Annotated in this window: 17 protein-coding genes, 1 tRNA gene and 5 pseudogenes; 14 read left to right on the forward strand and 9 right to left on the reverse strand. The window is 36.5% G+C overall.

What is annotated here, in order from left to right; genetic code table 11:
* Positions 1-51: 51 nt before the first annotated feature.
* The 3 genes and pseudogenes from F908_RS06675 to F908_RS15480 all read left to right on the forward strand — a co-directional run.
* A complete protein-coding gene (locus tag F908_RS06675) occupies positions 52-1,572 on the forward strand; it encodes a flavin-containing monooxygenase (protein WP_005159561.1) in 1,521 nt (506 codons plus the stop codon).
* A gap of 94 nt (positions 1,573-1,666) precedes the next feature.
* Positions 1,667-2,542 (forward strand): class I SAM-dependent methyltransferase, encoded by an 876-nt coding sequence (locus F908_RS06680; RefSeq protein ID WP_005159562.1) that lies wholly within the window; start codon positions 1,667-1,669, stop codon positions 2,540-2,542.
* A gap of 63 nt (positions 2,543-2,605) precedes the next feature.
* Positions 2,606-3,061: pseudogene (locus F908_RS15480) on the forward strand (DDE-type integrase/transposase/recombinase); the annotation flags it as partial.
* Between the two features lie 19 nt (positions 3,062-3,080).
* Here the strand turns inward: F908_RS15480 and F908_RS06685 are convergent.
* Together F908_RS06685 and F908_RS06690 are read right to left on the reverse strand one after the other, a co-directional pair.
* Positions 3,081-4,235: a catalase family protein gene (locus tag F908_RS06685; protein ID WP_005159565.1), complete on the reverse strand. Its 1,155-nt coding sequence runs from the start codon at positions 4,233-4,235 to the stop codon at positions 3,081-3,083.
* A gap of 239 nt (positions 4,236-4,474) precedes the next feature.
* Positions 4,475-5,211, reverse strand: a pseudogene (locus F908_RS06690) (IS4-like element ISAba33 family transposase); the annotation flags it as partial.
* A gap of 36 nt (positions 5,212-5,247) precedes the next feature.
* Here F908_RS06690 and F908_RS06700 point away from each other — a divergent pair.
* Positions 5,248-5,595: an IS630 transposase-related protein gene (locus F908_RS06700; protein ID WP_005156618.1), complete on the forward strand. Its 348-nt coding sequence runs from the start codon at positions 5,248-5,250 to the stop codon at positions 5,593-5,595.
* Between the two features lie 17 nt (positions 5,596-5,612).
* Positions 5,613-6,086 (forward strand): annotated as a pseudogene (locus F908_RS16085) (IS630 family transposase); the annotation flags it as partial.
* A gap of 7 nt (positions 6,087-6,093) precedes the next feature.
* Here the strand turns inward: F908_RS16085 and F908_RS15485 are convergent.
* Positions 6,094-6,453, reverse strand: a pseudogene (locus F908_RS15485) (IS4 family transposase); the annotation flags it as partial.
* Between the two features lie 298 nt (positions 6,454-6,751).
* Between F908_RS15485 and F908_RS06715 the strand changes: the two are divergent.
* From F908_RS06715 to F908_RS06725, 3 genes and pseudogenes are all read left to right on the forward strand, one after another.
* A pseudogene (locus F908_RS06715) lies at positions 6,752-7,410 on the forward strand (IS5 family transposase).
* A gap of 437 nt (positions 7,411-7,847) precedes the next feature.
* Positions 7,848-8,195 carry a hypothetical protein gene (locus F908_RS06720; RefSeq protein WP_005159573.1) on the forward strand — a complete coding sequence of 116 codons (348 nt, stop codon included), beginning with the start codon at positions 7,848-7,850 and terminating at the stop codon, positions 8,193-8,195.
* 131 nt (positions 8,196-8,326) lie between these two features.
* A complete protein-coding gene (locus F908_RS06725; RefSeq protein ID WP_004661803.1) occupies positions 8,327-8,539 on the forward strand; it encodes a hypothetical protein in 213 nt (70 codons plus the stop codon).
* A gap of 44 nt (positions 8,540-8,583) precedes the next feature.
* Here the strand turns inward: F908_RS06725 and bioB are convergent, their stop codons facing one another.
* A complete protein-coding gene (gene bioB / locus F908_RS06730) occupies positions 8,584-9,573 on the reverse strand; it encodes a biotin synthase BioB (protein WP_005159575.1) in 990 nt (329 codons plus the stop codon).
* Between the two features lie 87 nt (positions 9,574-9,660).
* Positions 9,661-10,776: a tRNA epoxyqueuosine(34) reductase QueG gene (gene queG / locus F908_RS06735; RefSeq protein ID WP_005159576.1), complete on the reverse strand. Its 1,116-nt coding sequence runs from the start codon at positions 10,774-10,776 to the stop codon at positions 9,661-9,663.
* Positions 10,777-10,798: 22 nt separating this feature from the next.
* Here queG and F908_RS06740 point away from each other — a divergent pair, with 22 nt between their 5' ends.
* Entirely contained in the window at positions 10,799-12,292 is a 1,494-nt protein-coding gene (locus tag F908_RS06740) for a bifunctional ADP-dependent NAD(P)H-hydrate dehydratase/NAD(P)H-hydrate epimerase (protein ID WP_005159578.1), read from the forward strand.
* On the opposite strand, the gene ruvC is transcribed toward F908_RS06740, so the two are convergent.
* Entirely contained in the window at positions 12,289-12,834 is a 546-nt protein-coding gene (ruvC, locus tag F908_RS06745; RefSeq protein ID WP_005159580.1) for a crossover junction endodeoxyribonuclease RuvC, read from the reverse strand. The genes F908_RS06740 and ruvC overlap by 4 nt on opposite strands.
* A gap of 320 nt (positions 12,835-13,154) precedes the next feature.
* Between ruvC and F908_RS06750 the strand changes: the two genes are divergently transcribed.
* The 5 genes from F908_RS06750 (at position 13,155) to F908_RS06770 (ending at position 15,287) form a co-directional block, all read left to right on the forward strand.
* Positions 13,155-13,231: transfer RNA gene (locus F908_RS06750), tRNA-Met, on the forward strand.
* A gap of 188 nt (positions 13,232-13,419) precedes the next feature.
* The gene (locus F908_RS06755) at positions 13,420-13,653 is read left to right on the forward strand and encodes a hypothetical protein (RefSeq protein ID WP_005159582.1); all 234 of its coding nucleotides are present in this window, start codon (positions 13,420-13,422) and stop codon (positions 13,651-13,653) included.
* Between the two features lie 107 nt (positions 13,654-13,760).
* Positions 13,761-13,970: a cold-shock protein gene (locus F908_RS06760; RefSeq protein ID WP_004661816.1), complete on the forward strand. Its 210-nt coding sequence runs from the start codon at positions 13,761-13,763 to the stop codon at positions 13,968-13,970.
* Positions 13,971-14,462: 492 nt separating this feature from the next.
* Positions 14,463-14,672 carry a cold-shock protein gene (locus tag F908_RS06765; protein WP_004661817.1) on the forward strand — a complete coding sequence of 70 codons (210 nt, stop codon included), beginning with the start codon at positions 14,463-14,465 and terminating at the stop codon, positions 14,670-14,672.
* Between the two features lie 396 nt (positions 14,673-15,068).
* Positions 15,069-15,287, forward strand: a complete 219-nt coding sequence (locus tag F908_RS06770) for a cold-shock protein (protein ID WP_005159584.1) — start codon at positions 15,069-15,071, stop codon at positions 15,285-15,287.
* Positions 15,288-15,655: 368 nt separating this feature from the next.
* Here F908_RS06770 and F908_RS06775 read toward each other — a convergent pair whose 3' ends face one another.
* The 3 genes from F908_RS06775 to yiaA form a co-directional block, all read right to left on the reverse strand.
* Positions 15,656-16,828 (reverse strand): IS4 family transposase, encoded by a 1,173-nt coding sequence (locus F908_RS06775; protein ID WP_034602824.1) that lies wholly within the window; start codon positions 16,826-16,828, stop codon positions 15,656-15,658.
* A gap of 111 nt (positions 16,829-16,939) precedes the next feature.
* On the reverse strand, positions 16,940-17,371 hold the full coding sequence (locus tag F908_RS06780) for a hypothetical protein (RefSeq protein WP_005159589.1): 432 nt from the start codon (positions 17,369-17,371) through the stop codon (positions 16,940-16,942).
* A gap of 234 nt (positions 17,372-17,605) precedes the next feature.
* A complete protein-coding gene (gene yiaA, locus F908_RS06785; RefSeq protein ID WP_005159592.1) occupies positions 17,606-18,073 on the reverse strand; it encodes an inner membrane protein YiaA in 468 nt (155 codons plus the stop codon).
* Positions 18,074-18,125 lie beyond the last annotated feature (52 nt).

An 18,125-nucleotide genomic window follows, 5' to 3' on the forward strand; every position in this document is an offset into this window, starting at 1 on the left:
ATAAGATTAAAGATACGCTTATTTCAGAGCAATAAATGAAAGGAAATTTTAATGACAGCTCAAGCAAAAAAATTAAATTCTGCTGACAAAAAAGCATTGCCTCCACACATTTACGATACATTTATCGTAGGTGCAGGTATTTCAGGTATTGCAACTGCAATCCGTCTTGATCAAGTGGGTTATACCAACTATAAGATTATTGAAAAAGCGACGCGTGTCGGCGGCACATGGCGTGAAAACACCTATCCAGGTTGTGGTTGTGATGTTCCATCAGCATTATATTCATACTCATTTGCGCCAAGCGCTAAATGGAGTCATTTATTTGCTCGTCAGCCTGAGATCTTAAGTTATTTAGAAGAAGTTAGCGAAAAATTCAATGTAAGTTCGAAAATTGAATTCGGTACAGAGTTGTTGGGCGCTAAATGGGACAATGAACGTAATTTATGGGTGATGGACACCAATAAAGGGCAATTCTTGTCGCGTACTGCGATTTTTGCCACAGGTCCAATTACTGAGGCACAAATTCCAAAACTGGATGGTCTGAAAACCTTTAAGGGTGAAATGTTCCATTCAGCAAAATGGAATCATGACTATGATCTAACGGGTAAACGTATTGCGGTGATTGGAACTGGCGCATCAGCCATTCAGTTTGTGCCACAAATCCAGCCAAAAGCTAAAGAACTCTATGTATTCCAACGTACTGCGCCGTGGGTCGTACCAAAGCCTGATACTGACTTGGGCGATATCAGCAAAAAATTAATTGAAAAATTTCCATTGATTCAAAAAACTTGGCGTCAAGCGGTTGCTCAATCATTGAATGCAATCAACTTTGGTTTGCGTAATCCAGCCGTATTAAAGCCTGTCGGTGAGTTAGCGAAACTGATTCTACGTTTCCAGATTGAGGATCCTGAATTACGCAAAAATGTAACGCCAAACTTTACCATTGGTTGTAAGCGTTTATTGTTCGCTAACAACTATTATCCAGCCTTACAACAACCAAATACTAAACTCATTCCACATGGATTGGTCAAGGTTGAAGACAATACTGTGGTGTCTGCCAATGGTGAACGTCATGAAGTGGATGTGATCATTTGGGGGACAGGCTTTGAAGTTTCACATCCACCTATTGGTAAGCGTGTTTCAAACGAGAAAGGTGAATGCTTGAATGATTTATGGAAAAGTAGTTCTCCAGAAGCATATTTAGGTACAAGTATTGAAAATGTACCAAACGCATTCTTGGTATTAGGTCCAAACGTACTGGTCTATGACTCATTCATTGGTTTGGCAGAAGCGCAACTGGATTATATTGTTGATGGTTTATTGAAAATCAGAGACCAAGGCATTGCCAAGTTGAACATCAAGCCTGAAGTGATCAAGCATCATAATGAGCTGGTGCAAAAACATCTTAAAACCACAGTATTTAATGCGGGTGGCTGTAAGAGTTATTATTTAGATGCAAATGGCCGTAACTTTGCTGCATGGCCGTGGTCGTTGAAGAAGTTGAAGCAACGTTTAAAACGTATGGACTTGAATGATTACCAAGTGACATACCAGACTGAAAAAACCAACTAATTTTTAAATAAATCGTGAAAGGGCAGTAAATTTTATCTTAGGATGGAATTTGCTGCTTATTTTTTGCCAAATATAAAGAACTTGGGAAAAAGATATGAAAGAAGGACAATCCAGCCGAACGGCTGAGGCTGCGGCGGCATTAAGAGCAAATCACTTTCAGAATGCTGAAAATCCAGTATTTTCTGATCCGTTTGCATTTGAGTTGACTAGTCAGGGCTGGAAAAAATTACTAACGACACCACTGACCGTTAAAGTAATGAACTCATCCACGTTTAACCGAAGCTTGGGATTGTTGACAGGGCAGGTGGTTGGGCGTTCACGTTATGCCGAAGATGCTTTGCAGCAAGCAATTCAACACGGTATTCAGCAATATGTCTTGGTTGGGGCTGGGCTGGATTCGTTTATTTTACGCCAAGCTCAACACTATCCTGATCTCAAAATTTTTGAAGTGGACCATCCTGATACTCAGGCAGCAAAACAAAAAAAGCTGAAAGAGTTTGGAGAAATCCCGACCAATGTTGAATTTGTGCCAATTGATTTTGAAAAAGAGTCTATTGATAATGCTTTAGCTCGAAGTGGCTTTCAACAAAATCAACCTGCATTTTTCTCATGGTTAGGTACAACCCATTATCTTGAACCGCAAACGATACTCCATACTTTAAAAATTATTAGCAGTATTGCTGCTGCAAAAAGTGAAGTGGTGATGGATTATTCAATTGATTATCGTGAATTATCTGGAGTAGAACGTTTTGGAAGTATGTTCGTTTCTCAATTCACACGTTTCTTAAAAGAGCCGTTAAAAGGACAATTTAGACCTAAAGCTTTACATCAAGCTGTAAATCAAATGGGCTATCAAGTGGCTGAAGATCTGTCGGGATATGGTTTAAGCGAACGATATTTTAAAAATCGGGCAGATCATATTCGTCATACCATAGCGACACATATGTTGCATTTACGTTTAAAGGTATAAGTTGGCATCACAAACTGCTTTATCATCTTTGCTAGAGCAGAGTTAGGTTATTGAAACAAAACCAATTTATTTAGTTGTCGAATTGTTGGTTGGCAAACCGGCCATCGAATAGACCGTCAATTGGTGTTTGACACATTTAATTATGTGCTTGCACCTCAATATCCAACGAATATCATGGTCCATTCAGACCAAGGCAGTCAATACTGCAGTCGTGATTTTAGAGCACTATTATTAACGAATAACTGTCTTGAAAGTATGTCGCGCAGCCTTGCGCAGTATACTGCTCATGCTGGGGTAACGCAGTAACAGAAAGTTTTTTTCATACATCAAAAGGACATGTGGTACATGACAGTGTATTTTCTACAAAAAAAGAGGCAAACTCTGTCTTGTTTGAATATATTGAAGTTTACTACAATCGCGTCAGAAGGCATTCCGCAAACGGCTGGTTAATCCCAGAAGCCTTTGAACAGAAACATTTTAAGAGTTTTGAGGGCACCGACTATCCACAATACTGTGTAGGATCAAACAAAGCCCATTTCTATTTAGGCTCTTGTCTCTGAGCAGAATTCATTTCATGTCTGACGATACTTATATTTTCGTATATTACTTTACGTAATCTATTTATCGCACCTAATGGTTTATGTTCAGGTAGAGAATGCCAAGGCGTAAATGAAAGGTTTTCACAAAATTTATTCTGATCAGGCGTACTAAAAACCTGTTGAGGAATATGAATGGTTGCAACTTTATAAAAAGGAGCCTTGTCTTCTTTCCATTCATTCATCGAAGTTTCTACAAGCATTTTATTTGATGTTCTTGGTTGTATAAGAAATTCCATACATACATCTTTCTTATTTAAGGTATTTTGTAGAGCTGCCCTCAAAAAGTTAGGATCTGATTGATTAAGCATAGTATCTGCACTTAGGGAGCAAGGTCTTGCTGAATACTTTACTGCTTGACGATCAGCACCTAATCCTAATTGATAGGGAACCATTGACCAATAGCGAGCTTGAACTGGATTCGATATTTTTGAATTGCTTGCTCCCAATGCGTTGAGTGTTCCTTTAAAACCTAATGCGAAAGGGATATGCAATTTTTTTAAAGTACTTTTGCTATTTGTATCTTCTATAAAAGATAAATAACGTAAAGGTTCATCTACGAAAAATACAGGGTGGTTGATCATGATAAAATCTTGAGTCAGCGCTTGCTCATCATTTTCCAAGATTTTTTTACCTTGGACACCTAACAATTTTATTGCCATACCACGCGCGTCTTTTGTATCATCTGCTCTTGTGGCATCACCAGAAGCATTAGAAAAACGAATCCATGCTGAATAGGTCTTATCAGGAACAAAAATTCCTTGGGCTAAGTTTTTGGGTATAGATTTTGATACATGAAACTCTGCACGTACGCAGCCATGCGCTTTTGGGTGCGCATCTCTCAATGCATTGCCAGAGGAGTATTGACTTCGAATTGATTGAACAATTTGCTCTGTAATTTGATTCGCTATTATTTCTTCATCAGGCTGTAATTTTTCACCGAGTTCTCTATCAATGGTTGGATAGGGAAGTTGATGCATATTTGTTATGGTTTTTTTTTGCTGAAGGTTGTTAGAACAACCGCTTATGTTTATCAAAATAGGAGTCATGGCAAATAACAACAAACTGAAACGTATCGATGGCATATAATTTGACATTTACTTGCTCCTTATCCCATCGCAGTTATTGTTGAGTGCGATGGATCGATACACTGTGTGGTAAAAGATGTTGTTATCGGAATTATTGCTATCCTGTATTTTAGTACATCAAAACTTGAGTAAGAATACAAGCTGTTCTTAGTTATTGATTTTATATTTAACTTTTATCGAAATGTGGGTGTTTATAGATGATGTTTATGTCTGACTTTTAAAATATGCGCCTCTGTACACGACAAATTTCATAGAGCCCTTGTCCTATCAGGCTTTTTCTTTCTTAAAATTGCGAGCACTTTCTTAAATTCTTCTTTTTTTCCAAAACCAATCAAACGTAGAATAGCCATCTGAACATAGTCTAAACCGTATCGAAATAAACTGACTGAAAGTCGTCCATGCTTCTTTATTTTTATCGCTTTTTTTCGATCATGTTGCCATTCACCTGTTAAATAGCACCAACAGAAACCGATGGCTAGCACTGCTATCAATTTCTTGACTCGTCTAGGGTCTGTTAAACGAGTATTTTCAAGATTGAATCCACGTCCTTTGAGACAACTAAATAAGGTTTCGATTTCCCAGCGTAATGCATAATCACGAATAGCAGAAGCATTAAACCTAGGAGAAACAACAAGTAAAAGTTCTCCATCTTCTAATCGTAACGCACTAATATACAGTTTCACTCGACCAACCCAAATACGTCGTTTACGACATTCTGTTTGACCAACTTGAAGATGACGAAATAAATCACTAATTTTATGATTCTTAGCTAAGTGATTGGTCACAATAAAGTTTTTTTAACACGTATACAGAAGTTAATGTCATTTTCAATTAACCATGTAAACCATTTCTCACCGATAAATTCTCTATCTGCAAACACATTCACAATACGGTCTTTACCAAAAATGGAGATAAAGCGTTGAATCAAAGCAATACGCTCTTTTGTATCTGAATTTCCACGTTTATTGAGCAATGTCCAAACAATATAGTCAACACGTCAAAAAACCAATACAATACCAATATGAGTTATCCAATACATTTTAGAAAGAAAATATTAGCCAAGCTTGAAGAAGGTCAATCTATCCGAGCGGTTGCTCAGCACTTCGAAATTAATAAAAATACAATTGTCGAATGGAAAAAGCGAATCGAAATAAAAAGAACTCGACCAAGAAAACCATCTAAAGTTGATGATGATGCCTTACGTGCAGATGTTGAGCAATATCCTGATGATTATCAATATGAACGCGCTGCTCGTTTTGGTTGTGGTACTTCTACAATTGGAGATGCGCTCAAGCGTCTAAATATCACAGTTAAAAAAAGACCTTACGGCACCCGAAAGCAAAAACAGAACTCAGAGAACAGTATTTAAAAGATTTAAACCGATTAAGGTATCAACACCAGATTATCTATCTTGATGAAAGTGGATTTAAATCTCATGAACATAGACCTCATGGTTATTCAAAACAGGGAACTCCTTGTTATGGAACATATAATTGGCAATTAAAAAATCAAACTAATGCAATAGGAGCAATCCATGAGGGTAAGTTATTTGCAGTGGGTTTATTTGATAGCAAAGTAAATTCGGATGTATTTCATTTTTGGGTAGATAAGTTTTTATTACCAGAATTACCCTCGAATAGTGTAATTGTCATGGACAATGCAGCCTTCCATAAACGACAAGATATACAAGATCTATTAGCCCAACATGGGCATCAAATACTTTGGTTACCACCTTATAGTCCTGACCTTAATCCTATTGAAAAAATGTGGGCATGGGTTAAAGCAAAAAGGAAAAAATGGTTGGTTAACTCAATAGATAAGCTTTTTAGTCGTTTCTTTAACGAGTGTATGGGTAATTAAGCGGTTTTACTATAGGTATCGCTATTCCACGATAGACGATGGCTAACATCAAGATATTGATATCTCGTTTTCCCCATTTCCAGTTGGTTCTATCCAAAGTTAATTGGACTTTATCGAATGAAAATATATTGAAAATTAACTGAGAAATTTGACGATAATCGAAGTACTGATCTGCAAAGAAGCGTTGTATACGTCGATAAAATGATTGTGGTAAGCACTTGATGGGTAAGGCTTTAGATGCAGAAGAAAGATTACATGTCTGTTTTACAATTAATGCAAGCATAATCAGTGTAAAACATTTTACACGTGACTTGTTCCACTTTAGATATTTGTTTAAGATGAGATGTAACTCATTGAAATGTGTCATCATATTCGTCGTCAGAAAACAAGTATTATGCCATTATTTCAATGAGTTGTCTTTTTTTGTCGTGTACAAAGAATATGCGCATAAAATCTTCGTTCATAACTGCATAATCAAGTTGTTTTGCTACGGTTTGATGTGCTTGCCAAAAAGGGTTGTCGGTCCACCTTTGTTCTTGCTTGTATAGGAGGTAACGACGATTTTCATAAGTATTGATAATTTTATTAGGGTGTATTGACACTTTTAGCTTAAAAAATAGCGAAGTAATAAAATCAAATCTCCAAACCCAATTTTACTATTCGCTATGCCTCGTACCATGTTGACAGATCAACATTGGCAAAAGTTGAAAGTTATTCTGCGTAATTTATCCATTCACCACAACTCAAATTTACGCAATTTTATTGAAGCTATTCTCTATAGAATTAGAACAGGCTGTCCGTGGCGAGATATTCCTTCTTGTTTTGGTCATTCAAACTCTATTTTCAAACGTTTTAATCGTTGCTCAAGCAGCTGTAAGTTACTTAGATTATTCAAATTACTAGCCTCATACCTCGATATGGAGTGGATTTTTATTGATGGCTCTCATGTACGTGCTCATCAACATTCTGCCGGCATAGCGAATCAATCTATTTCTAAAAGTGTAGGAGGTAACTCCTCAAAAATACATTTGATTGTTGATGCCCATGGCAATCCTATTGATTTCATGATTAGCGATGGAACCACACATGATGTTAAAGTTGCACCTGATTTAATATCAACATTAGATTTAAAAGAGACAAAAGTGGTATGCGCAGATAAAGGCTATGATTCAGAACCACTTAGTTGAAAATATGTTTTGTAGATTAAAGCAATTCAGAGGAATAGCTACTCGATATGACAAGCTCAAAAGAAATTATCAAAGTTCTGTTGCTTTAGACTGTATATTTTTATGGCTACCTTTATAGGGTTAATTATGAACAGTAAGTGTCAACAGACCCTACTTTTTCAGTTAGTTATTGCGCTGAATAAGTAACATATTGAATATATCATTTAAATTAAAAAGCGCAAACTGTGTCACATTTTTGTGTTTTTGCTTGATGCTAAAAATTTAGAAAAAATAACTCATTGTTTATTTTATAGTTCTTTTTTAAAACGATTTTTGTTTTGTGAATTTTAGATAAATTACGTGAAATTTAATGTCTTATTTTGTAAGTAATAATGCACTATTTGTTTATTTTTTATTCAAAATAGCCATTTTTTTATATTAATTTTTTATTACAGCTTCAAAATAACGAATGAAAAATGAGCACTAGAATTACATTCTTAACAAAAACGCCAAACTTTCTTTAAGAATTTTTTAAGGTTGAATCCTTAGTTTTTTAGTCATGATTAGATGAAAAATACATCGAAAAGAGCTACTCATGAATATGCTTTATACACATAAACCAAACTACTATTTCTTTGCTCATAAGTTTGTTCTCTTCTTGGAAAGTTATCTAAAAGCGCATCCTTTTGAACAGCAAACAAGTTTTAACTTACATACAATTTACGATTTGTTTAGTCATGATCGTGCATCCAGCACTACGAATTTAGAAGGTATTTTAAATATTGCTGATGAATATGTACTTGAAACTGATGAAGGTTCACAGCCATTGATTCGTAGCTATCATTTGCATTTGGATAATCATGTATTAACACTCGAATTTAATCCTAAAGCGGTTGGAAGCTTAAAGGCAGGTCAAATTATTGTGAGTCCTTTGGCAGCTTAATTAATCTATTATCATTTCCTCTTTTATACACTTAGCTATTAATCTCCTTTGGCTAAGTGTTTTTTTTACAAGCTGCATAAAAGCTATTGATTGTTTATGATAAATAGATCAAGCAAAGATATTTGAATAGTATGGATAAAGATTTTAAGTCAGAAACTTATAAGGTAGATGAAAGTACGACTGATACCATTCTATGGTTGATGCAGCATCAGGATATTTTTGATTCTTTCCATTTTGATGTACATACTCAAGAGTTGTCAGTCACACATGCAGCAGGTGTGGATATCATTCGTGTAGGAATGTTTTTAAATGCCAAATACGGCATTTTAGTGACATCAATTTAATATGATCGAAAAAAAGCCTTGTCAAATAACAAGGCTTTTTTTATTTATGCACTCATAGCATCTACGGAGAGTTCAGCAACAGTTGGTTTCGGTTTTTCTGCTGTTAAACCTAATTTAGCAAATAGGATTTGATCTTTACCTTCTCCAGCATTAGGCGTAGTCAATAACTTATCACCAGAGAAAAGCGAGTTTGCACCTGCCATGAATGCAAGCGCTTGATCTGAATCACTGAGTGATTCGCGTCCTGCCGATAATCGAATATAACTATGAGGCATAATAATGCGAGCAACAGCAATAGTACGAATCCATTCGGTCACATCTAACTTTTCAACTTCAGCAAGCGGTGTACCTTCGATCGGTACAAGCATATTGATTGGCACTGATTCAGGATGTACAGGCATAGTTGCAAGTTCTTGTAATAAACCAATACGGTCATTACGACTTTCACCTAAGCCAACGATACCACCACTACATACTTTCATACCCGCTTGACGTACATGATCTAATGTATCTAAACGATCATCAAAAGTACGCGTACTAATAATATGTGAATAGTATTCACGAGAGGTGTCAAGGTTATGGTTGTAATAATCTAAACCTGCATCTTTTAAGCGTTCAGCTTGTGACTGATTCAGCATACCTAAAGTCATACAAGTTTCTAAACCGAGTGCTTTTACTTCACGAACCATTTCTAATACATAGGGCATATCTCGTTCGTGTGGATTGCGCCAAGCAGCGCCCATACAGAAACGTGAAGAACCAGAATCTTTTGCTGTTTGAGCTTCACGAATGACTTTATCTACTGCAATACGCTTTTCTGCTTCTAGTTTTGAGTCGTAATGTGCAGATTGCGAGCAATACTTACAATCTTCTGGGCATTTACCTGTTTTGATTGAAAGCAGTGTGCTGACTTGAATGGTATTTGGCTGAAAATGCTCACGATGAACACTTTGTGCTTTGAATACTAAGTCTAGAAAAGGTTGATCATATAAAGCTTGGATTTCATCACGAGTCCAGTCATTACGTAAAGTCATTGTTATATCCATGATGATTGATTACAAACATTGAGATTAATCATACAGAAATCGTGCCAAAGCCAAAGGGCAAAAAACATCATTTTTCTATTCAGGTATGTTTATTTGCTGCAATTGTTGTTGAATTGCCCACTCAATATGTACATTGACAATCTCATCGTGTAGAGCTTTTGCTTCTTGCAATTGGCTCACGATTTCAGCCGAGTATGGAGCATTTCCCAAGCCGATTGCAATATTCCGTTTAAAGGATTGATAGCCTGTGCGGCGAATTGGACTACCTTCTGTTTTTGCAAGAAAAGTTACTTCATCCCATTGCCAGATCTCTAACAAGCTAATGTCATCTAAACTATGTCTTGGGTCAAAGTCTGGAATTGATGCAGTTTTAGCAAAGCTGTTCCACGGGCAAATTAGCTGACAGTCATCACAACCAAAAATACGATTACCTATACCTGAACGTAACTCTTCAGGAATGATTCCTTTATATTCAATAGTTAAGTAAGCAATACATTTCCTTGCATCCAACATATAAGGTTCAACAATCGCTTGGGTTGGGCAAATCTCGATGCAAGCAGTACATGAGCCACAATGGGCTGTTGCGGGTTGATCAAAGGGTAATTCAAGAGAAGTAAATAGTTCACCTAAAATGAAGAAAGAACCTGATTTTTTATGAATGAGTAAGGTATGTTTTCCTGTCCATCCCATGCCCGCACTTTCGGCAAGTGATTTTTCAAAAATAGGTGCTGAGTCCGCAAACGGGCGTGATTCGAAATCGCCCACTTTTTCTTTAATACGACTGGCTAAGGTTTTAAGTCGACCACGCATAACTTTATGATAGTCACGTCCACGCGCGTAGCGTGCAATAATGGCTGAATTTGGTTCAAATGGTACATAACGGGGCTTAGGTGATGCCACAAGATAATTCATTCGCACACAAATAATGCTTTTAGTTCCAGGTACAAGCAATGTTGGATCAGCACGTTTTTCTAGGTTTTCCTCTAAATAGTGCATATCAGCATGGTAACCCCGTTTTAAATATTCTTTAAAACGTGGCATTTGATCTTGAGCATCAGGTTTGGCAATGACACAATCAGAAAAGCCCAAGTCTAAAGCTTGAGTTTTTATCCATGTTTTAAGTTCTTGAGGATCAAGCTGCTGAAGCTCAATTTTATCAAGTGATTTTCCAGAGGATGTGGTTGAAGCCATAAACCAATAATTAGGGGATAACATGCAACGTTCAGTTTACCATAGCCAAAGCATTCAAGCATGGGAGCAGCGTTGGTTTGCGCAGCAAAATTCATCTTTAGGACTGATGCAACAAGCAGCTTGGATAATCTCACAGCAGTTAATTGAACCATTTAATAAAAATAAAATTCAAAAGATCGCGATTTGGTGTGGACAAGGTAATAACGCAGGTGACGGTTACTATATCGCTGCTTTTCTAAAGCAACATGGATTTCACATCACGGTTTATGCAGCTGAACTCGGTCAATCTTTAGATTTAAAACAAGCTGTACAATATGCACTGTTAAATCGAGTTGATATTCAAAGTATCGATTATTTATTGTCGGAAAATGCGAATCACCAAGAAATTCCAACTTTTGATTGTCATATTGATGCTCTGTTTGGCATAGGTCTCAATCGAATGCTAGATCAAAAATGGCAGTCGATCATCCAGTTGTTTAACTCACAGATTGGTTTAAAGATTGCTATCGATATTCCGAGTGGGCTACATGCCAATACAGGTCAGGCTTTGCCATGTGTAATACAAGCAGATCAAACTTTTACCCTATTGGGATACAAAGCTGGATTGTTTACAGGTCAAGGCAAGGAGTATGTGGGAAAACTGCATTTAGTCAGCTTGATCCCAATTGATGCAGAATTAAAACCAATCGCCTATCTTTCCCCTGAAAAAATTGTATTACCGAAACGCCAAGCTTTTGGACATAAAGGAAGTTATGGGCATGTGCTTGTCGTTGGTGGTCATGTGGATATGGGCGGAGCGGTGATTATGTCTGCTGAAGCTGCGTTTCATGCTGGAGCAGGGAAAGTTAGTGTGGTCTGTCATGCCAAACACCATCAGGCCATTCTGTCGCGTTCACCAAACATTATGGTGCGAGATATTAATTCGTTGGATCAAGATGCAACCCAAACCTTATTAAACCATGTGGATGCTGTCTGTTTTGGGATGGGCTTAGGGAGAGATCAATGGGCAGAGCAGATTTATCAGCAATGGTTCGATTTACTCAACCAAAATTCGCATTTAGAAGTGGTATTGGATGCAGATGGGCTTTGGTTTTTAGCAAAGCATCCGAAAAAATTGAATCCTCATCTCTATGCAACGCCGCATTCAGGTGAAGCTGCGACTTTGTTAGGTTGCAAGCCTGCTGATATTGAACAAGATCGAATCGTTGCAATTCAGCAACTGCAACAAAAATATACAGGACAATGGGTGCTTAAAGGTGCAGGCAGCCTGATTTTAGAAGATGAATTATTTATCTGTACACAGGGTAATGCAGGGATGGGAACAGGGGGCATGGGTGATGTGTTGGCAGGGATGATTGCCAGTTTAAAGGCTCAGTTTCATCAACAGATTGCATTGCATGAAATTGTGAGCCTACATGCACAGGCAGGAGACTTACTCGCTGAGAATGGCATGAGAGGTTTACAGGCGCATAACATGGGGAAAATGATTTATACACTGGTAAATCAAGAAAACTAACGCCTTCTACTACTTGAACGACTCCGTCCCCGAGCCATACCACCGAGCGCATTTAACACCGCCATTTTGCTCATGCTGCCTGAAGCATGGGCATGACAGATTGCAGCAGCTAACGCATCGGCTGCATCAGCTTGTGGTTGAATGCTTAGGTTCAATAAACGCATTACCATCATTTGTACTTGCTCTTTTTCAGCAGCGCCGTAACCCACCACTGACTGTTTGATTTGACGAGCAGTATATTCCGCGACTTGTAGGTCTAAATTGACTAACGCCGCAATTGCCGCACCACGGGCTTGTCCAAGTTTTAACGCAGAATCAGGGTTCTGCGCCATGAAAACTTGTTCAACGGCAGCCTCAGTAGGCCCGTGAAATTTAACAATACGTTCAACACCTGCAAAAATACGTTTTAGTCGTTCAGGCATTGCTTGCGTTTCAGTACGAATGGTTCCTGCATCGACAAAACGTAGTTTATTGCCATCTTTTTCGATAATTCCATAACCTGTTAAGCGTGAACCAGGATCAATACCAATAATTAATGACATGTCGAACTATAAAAATGAAAGATTGTTGATATTGTTACATAGCAGGCTTTTCGCTGCATAATATTTTTGTAGGATTTTGAATTATAAGAAAATAGTGGATTTATTAAACAGAGTTAGTTTTATTAAGTACATATTCCAAAGTTCGGTCTCTTTTGAATAGATCAACTAATAAGGCTTATTTTGATTTGTTTTTAATCAATTTGTATTTAATTTGAGCGTTAGGCAGTAAATTATGTGATTTTTCTAAAAAAAAATTGCATTGTGGGGGAGATGGGCGTATAAAGCATCTCATTGATCAAACATATTGATCAAGATGTTGATGCGGGATGGAGCAGTCTGGTAGCTCGTCGGGCTCATAACCCGAAGGTCGTTGGTTCAAATCCAGCTCCCGCTACCACTTTAAAGTTAATTGAATATTAGCTCTGTGATTATTGAATTGTTGTTATCTGAAAGATTAGACGGCAATTAAGTTAGCTGAAATAACCCTAAAGAAAGCTAAAAATTATTAGATTCTAGAATTGTAGTTTACCTCTCTCCATATATCTAGCGTTATAGTAAATCCAAATCGATCACTTGAGCTCAGAAATGAGTGATTTTGTGTTGAAAATTATTAATGAATGGCGTGTAGCCAAAGCCAGCAATGGCAATGAAATTTGTGTGCAAATTATCCCGCTGAAACGTCAACAAAATACGTTGGATGGTTTCAAATGGGTAGAGGTTGGAAAGAAAATCCAGCTAGAGTCGGGTCGAGAAGTCGATTTTAATCTAGATGGGAAAAGCTTCTATACCGATGTTAATCAGCTTTATCGATTAATATAGATAATTTAAGCACTTGAAGTATCTATTGGTTAAAGATAGATTGGGTTAAATCAATATTCATAATTTGATTTAATTCATAAATGAACAAAGTTTAAAGGTTTAAAAGTATGTCTGATACAGTTACTGGTACTGTTAAGTGGTTTAACGAAACTAAAGGTTTTGGTTTCATTCAAGCTGATTCTGGTCAAGATGTTTTTGCTCACTTCAGTGAAATCCAAAGCAATGGATTCAAAGTATTAAACGAAGGCCAACGCGTTTCGTTTGTACTTGGTCAAGGTAAAAAAGGACCACAAGCAACTACAATTAAAGTTATCTAATAAGATTGCTTGAAAAAAAAAGCTCACTTTATGTGGGCTTTTTGTTATATCCAAAAACTATCTTTTGATTTCTAGTTGTGTTTTGCATGAGATTCTAAGCTTTATAGAGGTTGATCTTCTGACTAAAAGCCGAATTTTGTATAAGAAAGCAATCAGTAAATTTGTATATAAGAAAATCTTAAATGGGAAAGATAAAATATTTTTTATGATCTCTTTTCAGTAAATCTTAAGTTTTATAAGTTGTGTAACTACACTATCAAAGCTAATTTTTGATTTAGCAAAGAATGTTATTTTTACATGATTTGGTTTATTAAAGCTCAACCTTTTTCATTCAAGAGATAAAACTTTCAATACTTTCATAGATGCACTATCTCGTATGACTTAAAATTTGCTATGCTTGCAGTATCTTTCAAATAAAGATAGATTAAGTTAAATCAGAATGAAAATTTTGATTTAATTTATAAATGAACAAATTTTAAAAGGTTTAAAAGTATGTCTGATACAGTTACTGGTACTGTTAAGTGGTTTAACGAAACTAAAGGTTTTGGTTTCATTCAAGCTGATTCTGGTCAAGATGTTTTTGCTCACTTCAGCGAAATCCAAAGCAAAGGTTTTAAAGTATTACAAGAAGGCCAACGCGTTTCTTTCGTACTTGGTCAAGGTAAGAAAGGACCACAAGCAACGCTCATCACTGTTATCTAATTTTTAGACCAGTAAAAAAAGCCCACATATGTGGGCTTTTTTGATGTTTTTTATGTGCGAGAAAAGCATCAAAATAATTTTTAAATATAATTATTTGATTGAGATAAATGAAATTTTACAATTTTTGAAATGCTAAAAGCGATTGTTTTTTAATAGGATTTTTTAGTAATACAACTATTCGCCCCCAATTTTTCATCTACAGTTAGATAATGTTTGTGCCGAAAAAGTAAAGTGGTGTATATTAAATAATAACTAGAAGAATAACACTGTTGATTCAGAAAATCTTTCATCTCGTAGTTTAGATAAACCTTTCGTGTTATCAGATTTAATCTCAGAGTTTATGATTCCAAGTTACTTGCTGCTAAGCATTCCAAATATTTCTAATAGGTTAAATATATGTCTAACACTGTGACTGGTACAGTTAAATGGTTCAATGAAACTAAAGGTTTTGGCTTTATTCATGCGGATTCTGGGCAAGATGTATTTGCTCATTTTAGTGAAATCCAAAGTAACGGTTTTAAGGTTTTACATGAAGGACAACGTGTCTCATTCACTATTGCTGATGGTAAAAAAGGACCTCAAGCAACTGATATTACAGTAATTGCTCAAAACTAAACATCTGAATTAAAAAAGCTCACAATAGTGAGCTTTTTTAATTTTCGGATAGTATCTATAAATTTTAATCATCATTATTTCTTGTAATGTACTTATTTTTGTCACAATTTAACCTATTGGTTAAAAAATTGCTCTAGCATATTATTAGACTTTTTGCTAATTTTAACTGGTGGATTATTTAGGCAAATTAACAATTGCCGTACATTAAATGAGCGCAAAGTTATGGAAAACTTAGAGCAATTGACTCAAGGGCTTGAGCAAGAAGTTCATGTACATTGTAAACGATCTATAGGTACGTTGTTGTTTAGTTTCCTAGTTTTGATCGCAACGAGCTTCTAGTGAAAAAAGCACCTTAGGGGACTGCTGTCTCACAAATATAACAAAAAGAACCTCAACTGAGGTTCTTCTTGTTTATTACACTTTTTGTCAGGTAAAAACAAAGCCTTCAATGGTTTCCTTTCAAATAAATTCACCTGAATAATTCTTAATAATCTTTGAACACTCCATCCTTCTTGTGCCATATGTTTCGCAAAACTCACCAGTAAATACGCGATTAGTGCAATCCATATTTGTGTTTGTATCGCATTGCGGCTACGGCCTGGAAACGATTTCAATTTTAGGTTTTGCTTGATCGCTTTAAAAAATAGTTCTACTTTCCACAGATCTTTATAAATTGCAGCAATGGTAGATGTAGCTAAATGAAAGTTATTACTTAAAAACTTAAACGTTCTTTTCTTTTTTTCATCATAAAACTTTAAACGTCTTAATCGCTTAGGTGCACCACGCTTTTTAGCATGATCACTACTCAACTCAATATATTCATCCGCAAGAATCCCCTTACTAGCGAACACATCTTGTTTTGATTTCACCTCATAAACTGTCTTTGATCTCAACCGAGTAACAAAGCTGAAATTTTGGTTGGTCATTTCTGCAAACCATTGATAATCAACATACCCTTTATCAAATACAACGATACTTCCAGGCGGGAATTTAAGTGTTCTGCCTTGAACCATGTCATTTTCAATACCATCACCAAGCGCAACAAACTCAGGAATAGTGTTGCTATGATTTAATCCAACTGTAAGTTTTATGCTTGCTTTGGACTCATGTACTTTTGCCCATTCACACAATGACAGTGAAAGATCAATATGACTCGCATCAATTGAATAGAGTTGATTTTTAAATCGAAATTTATGAGCAATCTTGGAATTTTCACGATGTTGAAGTAGTTGGATAAACAATTGTTGATACAAGCGAGCGGGTTGTTCTTGATTGATTCTTGCTAACGTACTTCGTGCAATTCTTTGGGTACCAAGGTGATAAAGCTTTTCCTGTTGTGATTCGAGATTAGATTCAATATCCCTCAAGCTTTGACGGCATGATGGTTGGGACATTAATATTGCAATAAATTGATCCCATCGTGTTGCTGATCTTAATTTTTGTCCTTGATGGTATTGTTTTGCAAGACGTTCAAAATCTTGTCTCAAAATGGGCTTGAGTAATTGATGACATACCGTATTCTGATGTGAAAAAACCTGAATCCTTGTAGTTGAAGTGTTTGTTCGCACTTATATTTTAACTACTTTGGACTCAGGTTTTTTTATTTAAGTCTAACTATGGGATAGCAGTACCTAAGGTGCTTTTTAGAATGATTAATGATGACGATGTTTTTTCTTTTTCCAATGACGTTTGTTATCTTGGCGATTGTCATAATCACGATCTTGACCAACTTGACGACCTAATGCTGCACCGCCCGCTGCACCAGCTGCCGCTCCGATATATCCACCTGTGGTTCCACCTACATTTTTACCTACAGTGTAGCCACCAACACCACCTAGACCACCGCCAATCGCAGCTTCAGTACGAGTACGTTTGCTACTTGCAGCCGCCGCACCGCCAGCACCACCGACAGCAGAGCCAATCATCGCACCATTATTACCACCAATTTCTTTACCAATTGCTGTACCAACAACACTACCTAAAGCAGAAGTTGCTGCAACACGTGTTGCATTATCAGCATACACGCTGGTTGCTAGAGTTGAGCTTGCTAAAATGGCGCTCAATAACAAAATATTCGCTTTCATTTTGACTCCATGTTCCCAGTAATGGGACATCTTTTTAATGACTGCAAATGTAACAAAGTTTGAGAAAGAAAATATGGAGATGCCGACAGAAATTATTACTACTTAGTAAGGAGAATGTAGTGTTTTGTTAATAACAATCCTGAATAAGGTGAAATAAATATTTGTAATCAATCAAATACTGATTTAATTCACAAAAAGAGGCTTAAACGACAAGCACTCTTTAATGGCTTGTAATTAATCTAATGGAACTTTCTTACTCGACTCTTCTTCTAATTTGTGTTGATGAGAATTTATTTCTTGTTGATGACGTAAATGATCGAGATCACGAATGTTCTTTTGGGTCGCTGTGACGCCAAACAAACTGAGCAAGAAAGACATAATGTAGTACCCTTTTTCACTTAAAGTGAGCGTAGCGTTAGTTAAACTAAATAGTAATAATCCAATGCAAATACCAACTGATGCCCAACAAAGCGCAACATAAATCATAGTTACAGGTATTTCTTCTAATTGATCCCGTAATGTTTTTTGTAGTGAGATCGTGGAGAACAGTCCATATAATAGAATGATCAAATAATAGCCTTTTTCATGCAGAGGCATTTCTGCATTCCACAATCCAATCATAAAACCAACAACACCAATAAGAACCGCAAGCCAGCTTGCGGCTGTGAAGGCGAGTGTAGGGCGGTTTATTAAATTACTCATGGTTTATCCTATTGTTTTATCATTCTAATTTATCTTTGATTATTTATATCGA

It is taken from the genome of Acinetobacter sp. NIPH 284 (assembly GCF_000369425.1).
Lineage (GTDB): Bacteria > Pseudomonadota > Gammaproteobacteria > Pseudomonadales > Moraxellaceae > Acinetobacter.

Bases quoted from the DNA above. Each gene is read 5' to 3' on its own strand.
- F908_RS06685 (WP_005159565.1), bottom strand. From the start codon at position 4,235: ATGTCAAATTATATGCCATCGATACGTTTCAGTTTGTTGTTATTTGCC.
- F908_RS06780 (WP_005159589.1), bottom strand. From the start codon at position 17,371: ATGAAAGCGAATATTTTGTTATTGAGCGCCATTTTAGCAAGCTCAACT.
- F908_RS06760 (WP_004661816.1), top strand. From the start codon at position 13,761: ATGTCTGATACAGTTACTGGTACTGTTAAGTGGTTTAACGAAACTAAA.
- bioB (WP_005159575.1), bottom strand. From the start codon at position 9,573: ATGACTTTACGTAATGACTGGACTCGTGATGAAATCCAAGCTTTATAT.
- F908_RS06700 (WP_005156618.1), top strand. From the start codon at position 5,248: ATGAGTTATCCAATACATTTTAGAAAGAAAATATTAGCCAAGCTTGAA.
- F908_RS06725 (WP_004661803.1), top strand. From the start codon at position 8,327: ATGGATAAAGATTTTAAGTCAGAAACTTATAAGGTAGATGAAAGTACG.
- queG (WP_005159576.1), bottom strand. From the start codon at position 10,776: ATGGCTTCAACCACATCCTCTGGAAAATCACTTGATAAAATTGAGCTT.
- F908_RS06765 (WP_004661817.1), top strand. From the start codon at position 14,463: ATGTCTGATACAGTTACTGGTACTGTTAAGTGGTTTAACGAAACTAAA.
- ruvC (WP_005159580.1), bottom strand. From the start codon at position 12,834: ATGTCATTAATTATTGGTATTGATCCTGGTTCACGCTTAACAGGTTAT.
- F908_RS06740 (WP_005159578.1), top strand. From the start codon at position 10,799: ATGCAACGTTCAGTTTACCATAGCCAAAGCATTCAAGCATGGGAGCAG.
- F908_RS06675 (WP_005159561.1), top strand. From the start codon at position 52: ATGACAGCTCAAGCAAAAAAATTAAATTCTGCTGACAAAAAAGCATTG.
- F908_RS06680 (WP_005159562.1), top strand. From the start codon at position 1,667: ATGAAAGAAGGACAATCCAGCCGAACGGCTGAGGCTGCGGCGGCATTA.
- F908_RS06720 (WP_005159573.1), top strand. From the start codon at position 7,848: ATGAATATGCTTTATACACATAAACCAAACTACTATTTCTTTGCTCAT.
- yiaA (WP_005159592.1), bottom strand. From the start codon at position 18,073: ATGAGTAATTTAATAAACCGCCCTACACTCGCCTTCACAGCCGCAAGC.
- F908_RS06770 (WP_005159584.1), top strand. From the start codon at position 15,069: ATGTCTAACACTGTGACTGGTACAGTTAAATGGTTCAATGAAACTAAA.
- F908_RS06755 (WP_005159582.1), top strand. From the start codon at position 13,420: ATGAGTGATTTTGTGTTGAAAATTATTAATGAATGGCGTGTAGCCAAA.